This is a genomic window from Cupriavidus sp. FW305-27 (assembly GCF_058787995.1).
Genome location: NZ_JBYTAG010000002.1, coordinates 18,293 through 36,449, shown reverse-complemented (window position 1 = coordinate 36,449; position 18,157 = coordinate 18,293). Strand labels below are relative to the sequence as shown.

General features: G+C 66.4%; 12 protein-coding genes. 6 read left to right on the top strand and 6 right to left on the bottom strand.

Annotation, left to right across the window (positions count from 1 at the left end):
- Window positions 1–250 precede the first annotated feature (250 nt).
- The gene (locus AC3WRI_RS01170; RefSeq protein WP_492292381.1) at window positions 251–1,351 is read right to left on the bottom strand and encodes an acyltransferase family protein; all 1,101 of its coding nucleotides are present in this window, start codon (window positions 1,349–1,351) and stop codon (window positions 251–253) included.
- Window positions 1,352–2,162: 811 nt separating this feature from the next.
- Between AC3WRI_RS01170 and AC3WRI_RS01165 the strand changes: the two genes are divergently transcribed.
- From AC3WRI_RS01165 to AC3WRI_RS01140, 6 genes are all read left to right on the top strand, one after another.
- Complete coding sequence (locus AC3WRI_RS01165) at window positions 2,163–3,260, top strand: substrate-binding domain-containing protein (protein WP_081050156.1); 1,098 nt, start codon at window positions 2,163–2,165, stop codon at window positions 3,258–3,260.
- Window positions 3,261–3,322: 62 nt separating this feature from the next.
- Window positions 3,323–4,345 carry an ABC transporter substrate-binding protein gene (locus AC3WRI_RS01160; protein ID WP_010814584.1) on the top strand — a complete coding sequence of 341 codons (1,023 nt, stop codon included), beginning with the start codon at window positions 3,323–3,325 and terminating at the stop codon, window positions 4,343–4,345.
- A 119-nt stretch (window positions 4,346–4,464) separates the two neighbouring features.
- Window positions 4,465–5,283 carry an ABC transporter permease gene (locus tag AC3WRI_RS01155; RefSeq protein ID WP_037024235.1) on the top strand — a complete coding sequence of 273 codons (819 nt, stop codon included), beginning with the start codon at window positions 4,465–4,467 and terminating at the stop codon, window positions 5,281–5,283.
- 10 nt (window positions 5,284–5,293) lie between these two features.
- Window positions 5,294–6,169: an ABC transporter permease gene (locus AC3WRI_RS01150; protein ID WP_011617331.1), complete on the top strand. Its 876-nt coding sequence runs from the start codon at window positions 5,294–5,296 to the stop codon at window positions 6,167–6,169.
- Window positions 6,162–7,220 carry an ABC transporter ATP-binding protein gene (locus tag AC3WRI_RS01145; RefSeq protein ID WP_011617332.1) on the top strand — a complete coding sequence of 353 codons (1,059 nt, stop codon included), beginning with the start codon at window positions 6,162–6,164 and terminating at the stop codon, window positions 7,218–7,220. Before AC3WRI_RS01150 ends, AC3WRI_RS01145 begins: the two co-directional genes overlap by 8 nt.
- Complete coding sequence (locus AC3WRI_RS01140) at window positions 7,217–8,062, top strand: phosphodiesterase (protein ID WP_010814588.1); 846 nt, start codon at window positions 7,217–7,219, stop codon at window positions 8,060–8,062. The genes AC3WRI_RS01145 and AC3WRI_RS01140 overlap by 4 nt, the downstream gene beginning before the upstream one ends.
- Before the next feature lie 407 nt (window positions 8,063–8,469).
- Here the strand turns inward: AC3WRI_RS01140 and AC3WRI_RS01135 are convergent, their stop codons facing one another.
- The 5 genes from AC3WRI_RS01135 to AC3WRI_RS01115 all read right to left on the bottom strand — a co-directional run bounded on the left by AC3WRI_RS01135 (window position 8,470) and on the right by AC3WRI_RS01115 (window position 18,157).
- On the bottom strand, window positions 8,470–8,823 hold the full coding sequence (locus AC3WRI_RS01135) for a hypothetical protein (RefSeq protein ID WP_492292379.1): 354 nt from the start codon (window positions 8,821–8,823) through the stop codon (window positions 8,470–8,472).
- Window positions 8,824–9,029: 206 nt separating this feature from the next.
- Window positions 9,030–10,415, bottom strand: coding sequence for an FAD-binding oxidoreductase (locus AC3WRI_RS01130; protein ID WP_492292377.1), 1,386 nt, complete (start codon window positions 10,413–10,415; stop codon window positions 9,030–9,032).
- Between the two features lie 120 nt (window positions 10,416–10,535).
- Window positions 10,536–13,799 carry an AfsR/SARP family transcriptional regulator gene (locus AC3WRI_RS01125; protein ID WP_492292375.1) on the bottom strand — a complete coding sequence of 1,088 codons (3,264 nt, stop codon included), beginning with the start codon at window positions 13,797–13,799 and terminating at the stop codon, window positions 10,536–10,538.
- Window positions 13,800–14,558: 759 nt separating this feature from the next.
- Entirely contained in the window at window positions 14,559–15,635 is a 1,077-nt protein-coding gene (locus AC3WRI_RS01120; protein ID WP_492292373.1) for a lipocalin-like domain-containing protein, read from the bottom strand.
- On the bottom strand, window positions 15,632–18,157 hold the full coding sequence (locus AC3WRI_RS01115; protein WP_492292371.1) for an FtsX-like permease family protein: 2,526 nt from the start codon (window positions 18,155–18,157) through the stop codon (window positions 15,632–15,634). Before AC3WRI_RS01115 ends, AC3WRI_RS01120 begins: the two co-directional genes overlap by 4 nt.

The following is an 18,157-nucleotide window of genomic DNA, read 5'->3' as shown; positions in this document are numbered from 1 at the left end:
TGACCAAATGGTCAGGTTTACGATTCCATACTAGGCAACCTTTGTGCCATCGCCCAATGCCATTTACGCGAGTGTTGCTCCGATGTGTGTGGCGCCGAACGCAAGTTTGCGCGGGCGGCATGCACGCATGGCGTGCAGGCGACGTGGCATAACGGGTGCACAAGCACCAACAAGAAGCGCGCACGGCCATGCTGGCACGTCGCCGTCCGGGAGAAACCGTACCACCGCTGCACGGCCATGCCTGCAAACGTTACACGCTTTGCCGGCTGGCGCGGTCGCGGCCGTTGCCCAGCAGCGCACGCAGCGCCGCCAACGGCCGGGCGCTTTCGATGTAGCGATAGAACAACGCGCCGGCCACATTGCTGAGCGCCCATGCGGCAACCATGCCGAGCGCGTTCAGCACCGGCTGGCCCGGCGCCAGGTTCGACACCAGCGCGTTGACCAGCAGGCAGACCGGAAAGTGAACCAGGAACACCGAATAGGAAATGCGCCCGAAGAAGCCGATCACGCGCGCCCGCGGCCAGCGCTCCAGCCAGCCGCCGCGGCGCGCCACCGCCAGCAGCAGCGCAGTCGCCAGCGCCACCGCGATGCGCAGCCGGAAATCGAAGGCCAGCGCCGCCAACGTTACCGCGCCGAGGACCAGCAGCGGCGACACCGGGCGACCGGGGTTGGACGCCCAGTAGGCCAGCGCCCCCATGCCATAGGCGCCGAAGAAGTACAGCGCCCAGATATCCCACGCGGCATCGCGGTTGAACCAGAACAGCGATGCCACCGCCACCAGCACCACAATGCCAATGCTGACCCCGGCACCCGCCGGCGCTTTCCCGCGCGCCACGGCGCGCGCGGCCCACAGCGCACCCAGCAGCAGCGCAAACAGCTGCAGGTCGATGGCCACGTACCAGACCCCGGCCGAGAGCGCGTCGACATCGAGCACGTTATGCAGCAGCGTCACGTGCGCAAGGAACTGCAGCAGGCCGGGCGGCGCAGGGATCGAATCATGCACCATCCATTGGCGCGCCAGGGCGGCCCCGGCAATGCTGAGCAGCAGCGCCGCAGCAAAGGGCACCACCAGCTTCTGGTAGCGCCGCCACAGCACCAGCAGCGGATGCTGGCTGATTTCCAGCTGGCCATGCGGCGCCAGGCTGCGCGCGGCGAGGAAACCGCTGACCACCAGAAAGACCTGCACGGCGATGCGGGCGTAGTCGTAGAGCCAGTCCACCAGCCCCGGGGCCAGCCGATACGCGGTATCGGACATCGGGCCATAGAAGGCCAGGTGATGGAGCACGATCAACTGGGAGCTGACCGCTTTCAGGGCGTCAATGCACGGCAGGCGCGACGGACGGGGGCTCATTGTTATAGGAATGTTGCGATTGGCACGGAAGGCGCGATTCTACCTGCTTGCATCCGCTCAAATGTGGCATATGCACCACTACATATAGATTCGTTACACACTGCCCCGGCTTGTTGCGAGTTTGCAGGCACATGGCTTCATGTCTTAGCCAGCAGGCATTGGCTTATGAAAATGCTGCGCAAAACAGTCAGGGGCCAACAGGAGCCGGCATCAGGAAGTGCATACACAGGCGGCAGCTCTTTCCACGAAGCAAGGCTTGTGAGTCAGGCACGTGCCTTTATGCGTCGCGGCCCAGAATATACAACTGTCGGGTGGATACGGGGATGTCAGGCTTGAACCACACATTCCAGGAGAGCTCTGTTGTGCGCCAGTAGCATAAGCTAGAGGCAGGATTGCCACCTGGGGTCCGCTTATGCAGCACCGCACGCTCTTCCCCCGCACCGGTCACGCCTTCCGTTGCGGCTTGGCTGAGTGCTCCCTCATCGCCCTTCTGGCCGCGGCCCTGGCGGGATGCGAGGGAGTCCCCCGGGATACCGCGGCGACACCGCCACCGCCGCGTCAGCCGATTGCGCCCAGCGACGACGTGTACCCCGCCCCGACCACGGTACGCGACACGCGACCTGCGGTGCGCACTCCGTAGGCGGCGTTTTCCTACGCGGCCGGCATCCGGCCTTTGCACCCGGATGTCATCCCCCTGTCATCCACGCCAAACAAAATGCCATCCAGGCAGGGTGCAGGCGCCCGTCCGCCAGCCGCCTTCTGCGGCAGTGCAGCGACGGAATGTCTTGACGCCCCGTTTTTTCCACCTTCAATGAAAACGTTTTCATCCGGAGCTCTAAGCGTGAATCGCAAAGATCCAGCGGGGGGCAGGCCCGACACGACAGGTGGCGCCACCCTGATCGACGTGGCGCAAGCCGCGCGGGTGTCGCTCGCCACCGCATCGCGCGTGTTCAGCAGCCCGCACCTGGTGCGCGACAGCACGGCGCAGCGCGTGCGCGAGGCGGCGCGCCGGCTCAGCTTTCGCCCCAACCTGCTCGGCAGCAAGCTGCGCGCCCAGCAGACCCGGATGATCGGTGTGATGGTGCCAACGCTGGAAAACGCGGTGTTCGCCGAATGCTGGCACGGCATCGAGGAAGCGGCGCTGGCGGGCGGCTATTCGCTGATGCTGGTCACCAGCGGCTACGATCCGGCTCGCGAATGCGAGCGTGTGGAGTACCTGCTGCGCCATCGCGTGGACGGCATGGTGCTGACCGTGGCCGACGCGGCGCACAGCACGGTGCTGGATCAACTCGACGGCGAGGGCGTGCCATACGTGCTGGCGTACAACCAGGCCGGACCGCGCAGCCGGCGTCATTCGGTATCGGTGGACAACCGGCGCAGCGCCTGCGCCGGCGTGGAGGCCCTGATTGCCGCCGGGCACCGCCGCATCGCCGTGGTATCGGGCGCCTTCGTCGCCTCGGACCGCGCGCGCCAGCGCTTTGCCGGCTATCAGGACGCCATGCGCGCGCACGGGCTAAGGCCCGCCGCGCCAGTCTGCCTGCCATCGCACACCGCCAGCAATGCCGAACAGATCCGCGCGCTGGTCCGGGCAAACGATGCGCCCACCGCCTTTTTCTGCACCAATGACCTGCTGGCCATCGGCGTGATCTCCGACCTCAGGCGCCTCGGCCTGAGCGTGCCGCGCGACATCTCCGTGCTGGGCTATGACGGTATCGCGCTGGGCAGCGTGGTCGAACCGCCGCTGGCCACCGTCGTGCAACCCAATTCGGAGATCGGCGCCAGCGCCGTCGGCCGGCTGCTTGCCTGGCTGCACGATGGCGGACGAGCCTCGGCGGCGCCGCCGCGCGTCACGCTGCTGCCGCACGCACTGCGCGTCAACGGCACCGTGGCCGCTCCGCCATCAATGTAACCGCGCGTAACCGCGTGCGCATGTTGCATCCCCCACCCCTGTCCTCAACCAAGGAGCCTCTCATGCAACCTATTCCTTCCTGGCGCCGCCCGCTGCGCTGGATTGCCCTGGCGCTAAGCGCCGCCGCGTTCAGCCAGGGCGTGGCCGCCCAGACCGCGATCTGCTACAACTGCCCGCCCGAATGGGCCGACTGGGCGGCACAGATCCGCGCCATCAAGGAAAAGACCGGCGTTGCCGTGCCGCTGGACAACAAGAACTCCGGCCAGTCGCTGGCGCAGCTGGTCGCCGAGAAGGCCAGCCCGGTGGCCGATGTGGTCTACTACGGCGTGACCTTCGGCATCCAGGCCAAGAAGGACGGCGTCACCGCCGCCTACAAGCCCGCCCACTGGAACGACATTCCCGACGGCCTGAAGGACCCGCAGGGCAACTGGTTCGCCATCCATTCCGGCACGCTGGGCTTCATGGTCAATGTCGACGCGCTGCGCGGCAAGCCGGTGCCGCAGTCATGGGCCGACCTGCTCAAGCCCGAGTACAAGGGCCTGGTCGGCTATCTCGACCCCGCCAGCGCCTTCGTCGGCTACGTGGGCGCAGTGGCCGTCAACCAGGCCATGGGCGGCACGCTCGACAACTTCGGCCCGGCCTTCAAGTATTTCAAGGACCTGCAGAAGAACCAGCCGATCGTGCCCAAGCAGACCGCATATGCGCGCGTGCTGTCCGGTGAAATCCCTATCCTGCTCGATTACGACTTCAACGCCTATCGCGCCCGCTACAAGGACCACGCCAACGTTGCCTTCGTGATCCCCAAAGAGGGCTCGGTGGTGGTTCCCTACGTGATGAGCCTGGTCAACAAGGCGCCGCATGAGGCCGAAGGCCGCAAGGTGCTCGACTACGTGCTGTCCGACGCCGGCCAGGCGCTGTGGGCCAACGCCTACCTGCGCCCGGTGCGCGCCGGCGTGGTGCCTAAGGAAGTACAGGCGCGTTTCCTGCCGGCCACCGAATACGCACGGGCCAAGGCGGTGGACTTCGGCAAGATGGCCGACGTGCAAAAGGCGTTCAGCGAGCAGTATCTGAAGGAGGTGCGCTGACAAGCGCGCTGACGACTGGCGATGGTGTCTCCCGCCTGATGGCTGTCTTCCCGCAAGCGGGCAGACAGCCGGGCGGCTCACCCAAGCCATCGCCCACCGCCCATCACCCCGTCACTGCCATGACAAACCGATCCCCCTCCCTCTTCCTGTTTGCCTTGCCGGCACTGGTGGTCTTCCTGGCCTTCTTCTGCCTGCCGATGGCGCGGCTCGTGGCGGTCAGCATCAACGGCGAGCAAGGCGCGGGCGTGTACTGGACCGTGGTCTCCAGTCCGCGCTACCTGCACAGCCTGATGGTCACCGTGCTGCTGTCGGCAGCCGTGACACTGGTCACGCTGGTGATTGCCGGCATTGCCGGCACCTTCCTGCAGCGCAACGCGGTGCCTGGCAAGTCCGTGCTGGTGGCCATGCTGACCTTTCCGCTGGCGTTTCCCGGCGTGGTGATCGGCTTCATGGTCATCATGCTCGGCGGCCGCAACGGCCTGCTGGCCATGGTCGGCGACAAGCTCGCCGGCGAGCGCTGGACCTTTGCCTACGGCCTGGCCGGGCTGTTCGTCGGCTACCTGTACTTTTCGATCCCGCGCGTGATCCTGACCGTGATGGCGGCAGTGGAGAAGCTCGACGCCTCGCTGGAAGAAGCTGCCCGCTCGCTGGGCGCCGGGCCCTGGCGCGTGGTGCGCGACGTGATGCTGCCCGCGATGATGCCGGCCATGATCTCCAGCGGCGCGATCTGCTTTGCCACCAGCATGGGCGCGTTCGGTACCGCCTTCACGCTGGCCACGCAACTCGACGTGCTGCCGCTCACCATCTACAACGAGTTCACCAACTACGCCAATTTCGGCATGGCCGCTGCGCTGTCCATCCTGTTGGGCACCGTCACCTGGGCCTTGCTGGCGCTCGCGCGCTGGTTTTCCGGCGACGCCGTGGCCGCGACCGCCTAGGAGCCATCCCATGACCCCAACCCATCGCCGCCCCGGCTACTGGCTGCAACTGGCGCTCACACTGGCGGTCTGCGCCTTCATGACCGTGCCGGTCGTGCTCTCCGTGCTGGCTGGCCTGACCAACAATATCTTCATCGGCCTGGAAAGCGGCCTGACCACGCGCTGGCTCGCGGAAGTCTGGTCGCTCTATCGCAATACCATCTTCCTGTCGCTGCTGATCGCGCTGGCCTGCCTTGCCTGCACGCTGGTGCTGGGCGTGCCGGCCGCGTACTACATGGCGCTGCGGCGCAACCGCATCACCCGGCTGATCGAGGAACTGCTGATGCTGCCGGTGGCCGTTCCGGGCCTCGCGACCGCGCTTGGCCTGATCCTGCTCTACGGCACCTGGCAGGCGCTGCGCACGAGCTGGCTGTTTATCCTGATCGGCCATGTGCTGTTCACCCTGCCCTTTATGGTGCGTTCGGTGCTGGCCATCCTTTCCGCCATCGATATCCGCACGCTGGAGGACGCAGCGGCCAGCCTTGGCGCGAGCCGCCTGCAGCGCTTCCTTACCGTGGTGCTGCCCAATTGCCGCCAGGGCATCCTGGCCGGCGCGCTCATGGTGGTCACGCTGTCGGTGGGCGAATTCAACCTCACCTGGATGCTGCACACGCCCACCACCCAGACGTTGCCGGTGGGCCTGGCCGACAGCTATGCCTCGATGCGGCTGGAGATCGGCTCGGCCTACACCATCGTCTTCTTCGTCATGATCATTCCGCTGCTGGTGCTGATGCAAGCGCTCAGCGCGCTGGGCGCGCGTTCCCGCAAATATGTTCCCGAAGCGGTGCCCGCCCCTGCTGTTGCCGCCACGCCGGCCAACCCTCATACCGAGACCCGTCATGCATGAACCCACCACCATCAGGCTGCGCGATTGCGGCAAGACGTTTGCCGACGGCACGCTGGCGCTGCAGCCGCTGGATCTCGACATCGGCGCCGCGGAAACCGTGGTACTGCTAGGCCCGTCCGGCTGCGGCAAGACCACCACGCTGCGCATCATCGCCGGGCTGGAGTATCCCGATGCAGGCGGCGAAGTCTGGTTCGGCGATACCTGCGTGACCGCGCTGCCGATCGAGCAGCGCGGCGTGGGCATGGTGTTCCAGAGCTACGCGCTGTTCCCCAATATGACCGTCTCCGAGAACATCGGCTACGGGCTGCGCGTGCGGCGCGTGGACGCCGCCATGCGCCGCACGCGGGTTGCCGACATGCTCGCGATGATGCATCTCGAACCCTTCGCCGACCGCCGCGTGGACCAGCTCTCGGGCGGCCAGCGCCAGCGCGTGGCGCTCGCACGCGCCATTGCCGTGCAGCCGCGCGTGCTACTGCTGGACGAGCCGCTGACCGCGCTCGACGCCAAGCTGCGCGACGCCCTGCGCGCCGACATCAACCAGTTGCTGCGCAACCTGGGCATCACCGCCGTCTATGTCACGCATGACCAGGCCGAGGCCATGGCGCTGGGCGACCGCATCATCGTTATGGACAAGGGCCGCATCGCCCAGACGGGCACGCCGCAGGATATCTACCGCGCGCCGGCCAATGCCTTCGTGGCGGATTTCATCGGCACCATGAACCGCCTGTCCGCCGCTGCCGAGAACGGCGCCTGGCGCGTGCCTGGCGGCGTCGTGCCCCGGACGCACGAATCCGCGCCGGCGCAGCGCGCCGACCTGATGTTCCGCCCCGAAGACGTGGCGCTGGTGCACACGGACGACGCCCATCTGCACGGTAGCGTGGTCACGGCCCTGTTCCTGGGCAACTGCACCCGCCTGCTGGTGGAAGTCGGCGCCTCCGCGCCGCTCATCGTCGACACCACGCGCCGCGACAACTGGCACGCCGGAGACCGCGTCGGCCTGCGCATCGACACCGGCCACCTCATCACACTTCCCGAAGCCCTGGCAGCATGAACACCGCCCCCTACCTGGTCGCCCACATCACCGACCTCCACATCAAGGCCGGCGGCAAGCTGTCGTACCGGCTGGTTGACACCGCCGGTGCACTGCACCGCTGCATCGACACCCTGCTGGCAGCCCCGCAACAGCCCGACGCAGTGATTGTCACCGGCGACCTGGTCGACTTCGGCGCCGAAAGCGAATACCAGTTCCTGCGCCAGATCCTGCAGCGGCTATCCATGCCCGTGCGGTTGCTGCCGGGGAATCACGACAGCCGCGGCGCGCTACGCCGCGTCTTTGCCGATCACGACTATCTGTTCGCCACCGGCAGCGGCGAAGACCCGGTGCACTACAGCATCGACTCGGGACCGCTGCGGCTGGTGGCCTTCGACTGCACCGTGCCGGGCCAGCCCGGCGGGCGCGTCGATCCCGGCGCGCTGCCATGGCTGGAAGCCGCACTGTCTGCCGACCCGGCCCGCCCCACCCTGCTGTTGCTGCACCATCCGCCGTTCTTTACCGGCATCGGCCACATGGACGAGCAGGGCCTGGCCAACGCCGACGCGCTCGAAGCCATCGTGCGCCGCCACCCGCAAGTGGAACGCGTGCTGTGCGGCCATCTGCATCGGCACATCACGCGCCGCTTCGGTGGCACGGTCGCGATCACCGCGCCCGGGCCGGCGCACCAGGTGGCGCTGGACCTGGACCCGCAGGCGCCCTCGTGCTTTCGCATGGAGCCGCCCGGCTACCTGCTGCACTGGTGGCATCCGGCACACGGACTCGTGACGCATGCGGCAGCGATCGGGGACTATGGGGCAGCGCATCCGTTCTTTGACGCGCAGGGCAAGCTGATCGACTAGCGGTGACGCTCTGGCAAGTTGTTCGTAAGCGCCAGGTGATGGCCTTGCAAGAGTACGAATGGCGAAGCCATGCCTCGCAACCGCTTGCGTCATGTCCCAGCTTGCAGGTGGGGTCATCCGCGATGATTCCACCGCGGAGACTCCTCACCGAGGTGGTCTGCTGCTTTGCAGATCCGCTATTGCCAAACGGAGAATCAACGACGCATGATCGCCACGATCGAATCGACGCGGGTTCTGTCACAGGCCATTGCGATTGCAATGCGATTTGACTACACCCCTGTCGATCGGGACTCGGTTGCCTGACCGCAGGGTTGCGTCATATCGGGGCATGCCCAAGTCATGGCGCATATTCCCGCGCCTGGACAACGGAGCAGGCCCAGACCAACCGCCCCGTTGCCCTGCCCTGCTCAGGACAAGCATTCCCCGCTGTCGCGCGCATCGCTGCGCGCGCCGTCGGTGAAGCCATCGCGCGAGCTGATGCGGGCGCCATCGGTGTAAGGGTCAGGCTTGCGCATGCCGTCCAGGTACGGATCAAAGCCACGGACCGCGCACACGGACCTGCCCTGATACGCGACCACGGGCAGCATGGTGGCCTCGGTGGGCGGACTGTGCGCGCCATCGGTAAAGGCGTCGCGCTGGTCGCTGTGTCCCGGCACGGCGACGATCAGCCCATCGGCATAGGCACCGGCGTGGGCGGTCTGGCTGAGCCCGGCGGCAAGTGCGGCAGCGGCAAGCAGGGTCTTGGCAAGAGTCTTATGCATTGCTATCTCCAACAGGGGTGTCGGCGGCGTTGCCGCGACGGCACTCCTCGTGCAGGCGACCAGCTACGGAACGGTACAGGCCGCACGGGATCGCCTCTGCCGTGCAAGCCGTTGCCTGGCGTGTACCGGCTGCCATCCGTGGCAGCGGTGTCGCGCCGGGCTTCTGGATAAGGGGTACCTGCGCCCCATGTCGAAAGCGTGGTGCGTCAGGCGGGCCTGATGTTCTGATTCACGCGGAACAGGTTGGCCGGGTCGTATTTGCGCTTGATCTCCGCCAGCCGCGCATAGTTGTCGCGATAGGACGCCTTCACGTTGTCATTGCCCTCGTCCATCATCATGTTGATGTAGCCGCCGCCAGCAGAGTGCGGATGCAGGGCCAGCCAGTAGTCCTTCGCCCACTGCACGATGCGATCGTTGTTGGCCGGGTCGGGATCCACGCCGACAATCACGCTGGCAAAGTTGGCATCGCGGTAGCTGAAGGCCGTGTCGTCGCAGCCGGCGCGATGCGCTGCACCATTGATCGGATACAGGTGCATGGTCGAGTGCATCGACGGCAACTGCTGCCCGTACTTGATGTGCAGATCGATGGCCTTGTCGCTCAGGTCGCTGACGAAGTCCGCTTTCCAGTACCACTGCAAGCCCGCCGGATACAGTCCGTCGAACAGGCTCTGCAGGACAGGCCAGGGGACTGGTCCGGCAAAGTCCACCGCTGGCGGCATGGCCTCGCGAATCGGACGGAAGTGCGTTTCGGCCTGATCGATCGGGCCGGTGTAGCACCACACCACTGCGCACATCTTCTGCAGGTGAACTTCCTCCGGGAAGGGCGCTGCGGGAGGCACCGTGACGAAACCGAACCAGCCATTGATGTGCTGCGGCGCGCTCAGGATGAAGTCGCGCCACCATTTCATCAGCTCGCGGGCCTGCTCCATCGGCCACAGCATCGGGCCGCCATAGACCGTGGCTACGGGATGAGCCTTGAACTCGAACGACGTCACCACGCCGAAGTTGCCACCGCCGCCGCGCAACGCCCAGAACAGGTCCGCGTTTTCGTCCTCGCTTGCTGTGACGATGCGCCCGTCGGCCAGAACGACCTCGGCGCTGAGCAGATTGTCGATCGTCAGGCCGTAGGCGCGGCTGAGGTAGCCGATGCCGCCGCCGAGCGTCAGTCCGCCCACGCCGGTGGTCGAGATGAAGCCACTCGGCGTCGCCAGCCCGTAGGCACTGGCGGCGTGATCCACATCGCCCCAGGTGCAGCCACCGCCAACCCGCAGTGTCTTGCTTCCGTCATTGACAAACACGCCCTTCATGGGCGACAGGTCGATCACCAGTCCACCATCGCATGTGCCGAGCCCGGCGCCATTGTGCGCGCCGCCACGCACGGCCAGCAGCATCCCGCCGTCGCGCGCGGCGTTCACCGCCGCGATGACGTCCGCAACATCGACGCAGCGCGCGATGATCGCAGGTCGCTTGTCGATCATTCCGTTGTAGACGGCACGCGCCTGGTCGTAAGCCGCGTCGCCCGGCTGAATCAGTTGTCCCCGAAAATGCGCCTTGAGGGCGGTTGCGACGGGTTCGCTCAATGAAGCTTCCATGGTTGCCTCCTGTCCGGTTGGTATGCAGGAGTTTTAGCAACCTCGGCGTTTTGAAAGCGTTAGGTGAACCGTTACAAGGGGATTCTGCCTCCCGACCGGGGCGCGGTGGTCGAGCCGAAGCTAACGCGCGAGTAACGCCCGCGCCTTGACGATGTCGGGCTGATCGAAGCCCTCGGTGAATCGCGCAAGCGGCGCCTCGACCACCTCATGCGCATTGACGCGCCCCTGCGAGGTTCGCAGCGTTGTCAATGACAGGGTGGCACGTAGTTCAAGCGGTAGCGCGTGCTGGGCTGTGGCGATCTCGATCGCCTTGATCAGCGATGACTCGGCTTCGGCGAGGCTGGCGCTGCTGCATAGCAGCAATTCACCGCGCAGACGGTACAGCTCGGCGTCCACCCAGTGCTCGCCAGTGCGCCCGGCGCATTCGAGCGCCTGGTCCAAAGCCGCCAACGCAGCCTCGGTCTCTCCTACGTCGCCCAGGCATTCAGCCAGCATGGCCAGATACAGCGGCAGACGCAGGCGTGCGCCCGTTACGTGAAAGCCCTCGATCGCCGCCTGCATCGCCACCACGGCGTCGGCGCCGGGCGCCTGTTTCGCGTTCGCCCAGGCGAGCAGTATGCCTGCCCAGGCAAGGTAGTAGCCTACGTGGTACTGTTCGGCGATCTCGTGTGCCAGGCGGGCATAGTGCAGCGTGAGACCGTGCTCATGTCGCAGCGCATGCTGCGTCGCGAGATATGACAGCGCGAGCGCCTGGGAGAACGGGTGTGCTACCCGGTTTGCCACCTCCAGCGCTTCGCGTCCACGCTGAAGGGCCTGATCGGCAAGCCCCCTGAACCACAATGCGTGCGCCGACCACGCGGCGGCCAGCACGCCGAAGTTACCGCCCATCAGGGACGCATGCTCGGCGTGCTGGGCCTCGTCATAAGCGCGGTGCACGCGTTGATACGCGGGCTCGGCAGCCATCCAGTCGCCTTGCTGGACCAGACTACCCATGACGCTGGTCCATGCCATCACCGAGTAAGTACCGGAGCCCAGCGGCCCCAATCCCGCAATCAGTTCCTCGCTCAGGCTACGTGCCTGTGCAAGTTCCGCCCTCACTACCAGGAAAAATGAAAGGCTGACCTGGGCGCGTGCTTGCTGACTGGCGTCACCCGCCAGCCGGCTCAGTTCCACCGCGCGTCGCAGCGGCGCCTCCAGTTCGGGTGCCGCCCAGCCTCGGGCGATGCGAATCGGTGGCGCAAGGTCGAGTTGCAGGGCCAGCGATTGACTGGCGCGCTCCTGCGGATCGGCAATCCGGTCCGCTTGCACCAGCCCGCGCGTCAGCAATGCAATGGCATCGTCATAGGCATACACACTCTGCGCAACGACGGCCGCGCGCCGATAGAACGCCGCCGCCTGGGCTGGCAGGCCCGCCCGCTCATAGTGCGAGGCGATCTGCGCGCTTGCCGCGTCGGGCGCATCGCCTGACGCCTGCTCGACCGCTCGCGCCACGCGCAAATGCAGGCGGCGGCGCTGTAGCGGACTCACGTCGGCGTATGCCACGTCGCGGATCTTGTCATGGCTGAAGTCAAAGGCCAGGCCGCCAGCGTCGGTCTGGCGCACGATGCGCCGCTGCCACAGCTCGTCCAGTGCGCCTGCCAGGGCATCCTCGCCGAGGTCGCTTGCCTGGGCGAGGATGTCGGTCGTGAACGCCCGTCCAATGATTGCAGCAACCCCGACGATTTCGCGGGCGCCCGGAGGAAGCTGTGCCAGCCGGTTCGAGATGATGGAGTAAACCTTGGGCGGCAACTTCGACGCCATGCCGCCCTGTGCGTCCCCGACCGGCATGGTGTCGGAGCGGGCCCGCATCATTTCGACGGCAAACAGCGGGTTACCCTCGCTCTCTTCGAACAGCCGGGTTGCCTCCGTGTCGGCCAGCGGCCGGTCCAGGATCTGGGCCGCTATCTTTGCCGTTTCCGCGGCGTCGAGTGTCCCCAATGAGATCTCGATGAACTGGTCGTCGCGGCGTAGTGCGTCCAGCAGCCGGTTCGCCGCGTGCAGCGGCATGATTTCCTCGGGGCGCGCCGTTGCGACCACCATCAGCCTTGCCGCCACGTCGAAACGCATCAGGAAGCGCAGCCATTCGAGCGTCTCGCCGTCGCACCATTGCAGGTCGTCGAGCAGCAACAGAAGCGGCCCGCCTTGTGCAAGCACCGCTCGCGCAAGCGCCTCGAAGAACCGTTGGCGTTGCCAGTATTCGGTAAGAGGCGACGGCGGCGACAGTCCGGATTGCTGCGTGAGAAGTTCGGGCAACAGGCGCGTGACCTCGGTCAGCCACAGTCTGTCGAGCTTGCCGATCGCACCACTCAGGCCAGGGCTGCGCAGCCAGCCGGTCACCGGCGCAAACGCAAGCTGTCCCTCGGCCGCATAGGCGCGCGAATGCGCCACGGTGATGCCTTGCTCGGCCAGATGGACCAGCAGTTCCTCCGCCAGGCGCGATTTGCCGATGCCGGCTTCGCCCAGGATCAGGACAAACTGCTTGTCGCCCAGCTGGGTACGCTGCCAGACTTCAAGCAGCCGGCGCCATTCGCCATGCCGGCCAATCATTGGCAGCATCGCATCCCGCCGCGGGCGTTGGCGCTGCATTGACGCAGCCTGCGCAGCCAACCGCGCATAGGCCTCGCGCATGGGGTCGCCGGGCAGGACGCCCAATTCGCGAGCGAGCGTTTCCACACAGCTACGATAGGCGCGCATGGCCGATGCGTGATCGTGGTTCAGCGCGTGCAGGCGCATCAGCGCCAGGCAGGTGGGTTCGCGGCAGGGGTCGAGCCGCTGCAACTGCTGTGTGTACTTCAACGCCTTTGCATAGTCGCGCCGGTCCTCACTCAGTTGACCGAGGCGCGCGAGCGCCGCGATGCACTGTTCGCGCAACTTTTCGCGCTCGGGGTGGATCCACTCGTCATAGCAGTTGGCCAGCAGGTCACCGCGATAGAGATCCGCGGCATGCGTCAGCAGTTCTTCTTCAGCGCCTGCGTCGCCGTGCCTCGAGGCCCTGGCCGCAGCCGCAAGCGCGGACTGGAACTGCGCTACATCGAGGTCAAGCGGCGAATCGGGCAGCCATCGCACCGTTTGCGCATCGGCATGGACAAACTGATCTGCCTCCGGCCAGGTCTTGCGCAGCTGAAACAGCAGTTGACGCAGGGCATTGCGCGCCTGCGCCTGCGAGGAATCAGGCCAGAACAGTACGGCGAGCTGCTGCCGCGTCTGCGGTGCGTCGCGATGCAGGACAAGGCAGGCGAGCAGCGCCTGCAAGCGGGGGGAGTTTGCGTTAAACAGGGGCGCGCCAGCGCCGTCGAGCTGGAACTCGCCAAACAAACGGACGGAGGAGCGGGCCTGCGAAGTCATGCTGGAGCGCAATGCGGCACAAAGCGATGGGGAGCTCCTGTAGGCAGCGTGCGGTGCGCGCTGCGCTAGCGCTCGTGCGGGAACTCTCCAACACCCAAGCCCGCGCGAGCGCCTTCCGTGACTATACTCGCGTTGGCGCGTCCCATCCGGCCAATGTCGACGAGCAGTCACTCCCTTTCCCGCAAGGTCCTAGCCGAAGACCTCGGATGCGTCCGTCATCAGTCTAAGCCCATGGGCTCGGATTCGCTCCTGGGCACGCCGGGCAAAGACTGATGCATCCAGGTTTGACCCGAGCTTCCGTACGCCGTGGGAGACTCGCCGAAAAATGAATTCAACTTCGTTTTCGGTGAAGTCGCCGTAGGCAAGGTATGCCCTCAGCATCTGGTTAAGGTAGGCATCACACTCACTTCGCTGCAATACTAGTGCGCTTGCCAGCAGAGACCGCGAGTGCCACCGCAGCCACCGGCGTCTCCAGTGCTTGTAGTCGTCCTTTACCAATTGACCCCTCCATTGCCCGGCGGCACCTTTCTTTACGCTGCCCGCAATCACCAACGAGTAGGGAGCACGCGGCGCGCTGTTTGAAAATCATCATAGCGTGACGGAAATAGCAGGGCAATCGGCTTTCCTCTGGAGAAGGTCCCACCAAAGAGGGGGTATGGCGAGAATCTTGCGATTGAGGGAAATCGTGTGAATCGCCGAGCGAAGCGGCGGGCGGGCACTCCGACCGGCCGCTCCCTATTACCCGGGCCGGGCCTCAAGTCAAAGATTGAGGCGCTGGAAATACCCGGTCAGTTCGAGGTAGCCCCGTCCGACCACCTTGCCTCCCCGCAACGCCGTCACCGCGCCCTCCCAATAGACCGCGCCGGTACTCGCGCGGCTATCGAGTTCCTGATCATCCATCAGCGGTAGCAGTTCGAGCGTGAGACCGCCTGCGTTCAACCGCATGGCAACCGGATAGCTCGTGCCGGTACGAGGCGAGCGCCAACGGCGTGCCGGCATGAAGTTGACCTCGTCGGGAGCCAGTACCTGGACGCGACCGTCGCTGCCGCGCAGCGTGCCGCCTCCCCAGAACTTGCGCCCCGGCTTGTCCCGGATCTGGAAGGCCATCAACGCGCTGCCGTCATCCAGGCTGAGGCCGAGCCAGTCCCAGCCGACGGCCTCGTCGGCCAGCAAGGTCGACGACCATTCGTGATCCAGCCAGGCGGTGCCGTGCACGGTTTCCTGCAGGCTGCGCCGCTCCAGGGTGCCGCTCACCTTGAGCCCCGGCTGGCTGTAGTAATAGCTCGCCTGGGCCGCCAGCGGTCCCTTGCGGCTGTATCCCCGTTCGCCCTGTAGCAGCAACCGTTGGGTTGGCTCCATTGTCAGATCGAGCGTGAAATCCCGCGCGGGAAATCTGGCTCGGTAGTGCCCCGTCGCCTCTCGGCGCAGCGACCAGTTGTCGATGTACACATCGGTATCGGCAGTATCGGCAAGCGCAAGGCCGAAGCCGCTGCGCGCCGCGCGTTGGTCGTGCTGGAGCTTGCCGGCCACGGGATCGCTCAGTGCGACATTGGCGAACAGCAGTTGCTGCGGCGCGAAGCGGCTTGGGTTGGCCTGGTCGAACGGCGGGCGCGAGCGGAAGAACGTAACCTGGAAGCCGAGCGGCGCTCCTGCCGGCGTCTGCAGCCAGCCGGTGGCATACCACCATTCGGTGCGATAGTCGGGGTGCGCGCCGTGGTCGCGCGGGAAGGCCAGGGTTCGTCCCGCGGCGACTGGCGGATAAGCGGGCGCTGCGCCCAGCGCCGCGGCCGCCACGCCGGAACCCGGCAACAACAGCAGGAATGAGCGCCTCTTCACCAATCCTCCTGAACCGCGCGCACTGCGCTACGCGACATCGCCTGCCGCCCGCTCGCCAGCGCAGCCAGCGAGGCCGCCGCCACCACCGCGCTCGCCAACTGGGCGAGGAATGCCCAGGGCAAATGCAAACTCATGGTCCAGTGGAACGACTGCGGGTTGACAACGTGAACCAGGATCAGGGCGATGATCCATCCCAGCGCAAGACCGGCTACCACGCCAAGCAGAGCGAGTAACGCGCCCTCCAGTGCCAGCATCGCGCCGATCTGCCAACGCATGAAGCCGAGATGCCGCAGCATGCCGAATTCGCGCGCACGCGCCAGGGCCTGCGCGCTGAAGCTGGCGCCGATGCCGAACAGGCCGATCACGACCGCTATGCCCTCCAGCAGGTAGGTCACGGCGAAGCTCCGGTCGAAGATTCTCAAGGTGACGGTGCGAATCTCGCCAGGCTCGGCGAAGGTAATGTGTTCACCGCCGGCGACGCGCTGGCGCAGCCTCTCCTTGACCTGCGCCGGGCCGGTGCCCTGCTCCAGCCACAGGGCAACGTCAGTGACACGCCGCTCGTCCGTGAGCCGTCGATAATCGTCCTGGCTGATCACGACCGTACCATGCTGGCGTGCGTAATCGCGCCACACGCCGCCCACCAGGAAGGCGACGGGCCGGCCCTGCAGCGGCAGCGTGATACGTTGCCCCGGGCGGAAGCCATAGAGGTCGACCATCGCCTCGCTGACCCATACCGCCGGCGGATCCCCCGGCTGCGCCGCGACGGGCGCTGCCGTCAGCGGCAACCGTGCGCCCGGATTGCGCGGATCGATCGGCCGGGCAATGACCGTGACGGGGGGGCGCTCGGGATCAAGCAGGATCTGGCTCGAACGTAGAAACTCGGCACGCGCAACGCCACGGACGCTGGCGATGGCCGCCTGGTCGTCAAGCGAGAAATACGCGCTGTCGCCGCTTGACGAAGCACGCAGATAAAGGTCGGCCGGCAGGACATTGTGCAACCAATCGTCCACCGAGATGCGAAAGCTTGACACCATGATCGCCATCGCCGCCATCAGGCTAAAGCTGGCGACTATGCCGGCCAGCGCGATGGCCGCGCGGCCCGGTGCGCCGGCGAGCTGGGTCAGGGCAAGCTGCGGCACAGCCCGTCGCCAAGAGGGCAGCAAGCCGAACACGAGATGCGCCAGCCGTGGCATCAGCAGGATGGCGCCCACCAACAACAGGGCGATCGCCGCATAACCGAAGACCGGCAGATCCGCCACCGGCCGCAGTGGCGTCAGCACAAGCCCGGCTGCCATCGCAGCAAGCCCGGTCCACGGCGAGCGTAGCCGCTTGAGCGGTGTCTCCTCATCGCCCGCCTTGAGCGCCTGCGCCGGCCGCGCGCGTGCGGCCTCCCATGCCGGTGCGAGACTGCCGAGCACCGCCGCCGACAGGCCGAGTGTGAAGAAGATCAGCGCTGCCAGCGCGTCGAACCGGACCTTGGGCTTTACACCTGCAAAGTAGCCGCCGCCCAAATCTCCGCCCGCGTACCCGAGCACCGTGGCGGCGAGGAAGAAGCCAAGCGCCAGGCCGAGCATCGCGCCGAGCGCGCCTTGCACCGCGCCTTCCGCCAGCAGCAGCCGCAGCAGACCAGCGCGCGTCACCCCAAGGGCGCGCAACAGTGCAAGCTGCGAGCGCCGCCGCAGCACCGAGACTGCCTGCATCGTGAACACCAGGAAGGCGCCTGTGAACAGCGCCACCAGGGCAAGCACGTTCAGGTTCACCCGATAGGCGCGCGACAGGTTGGAAGTCCGGCGCGCGTTGTCCTGCGGCGAACCCGCCACCACCCCTGGCGGCAGCAGCGCGGCCAGCGCTTGCGCAAAGTTGTCGGTGTCCACTCCCGGCCTGAGCTTGACGTCGATCCGCTGCAGCAGGCCAAGCCGGTCGAGGCGCCACTGCGCGGCACCGATATCCATCACGCCCAGGCGCATGCCCTCGCCCGCCGCCGGCAGCGTGCCGGCAATACGCAGCGTAAGCGCGGTCAGCCCGACTTGTACGGTGAGCGGGTCCCCGGGCTTGAGATCGAGCCAGCTCAGCGCCGCCGGCGACAGGAACACGGCGTCGGGATCGAGAACGTCGAGCTTGCCCGCGCGCTCCTCGGCGGGCCGCCCGATCAGATTGGGTGTTACAGGCGCCGCCCGGAACACATCGATGCCAAACAGCGTCAGCGCACCGGTGCGCCCCGGCACCAGCGCATTGACTTCCACCACGGGGCTGGCCGACGCCACCTCCGGCAGGCCCGCGATGCGCGGATAGAGCGATTCGTCGAAGCCCATGCGCGGCCCGCGGATCTCCAGATCGGCATTCCCCATCAAGGAGCGCACCGCCTGGGAAAACTCTGCCAACGCAGCGTGGTTGACCAGATGCACGCCATAGCCCATTGCCACACCGATGGCCACGGCAAGGATGCCGATGATGGCGCGTCCGGGATGGGCGCGCAATTCGCCCAGGAGTAGTGCAAGGCCGAGTGAGCGCGGCGTTCGCAT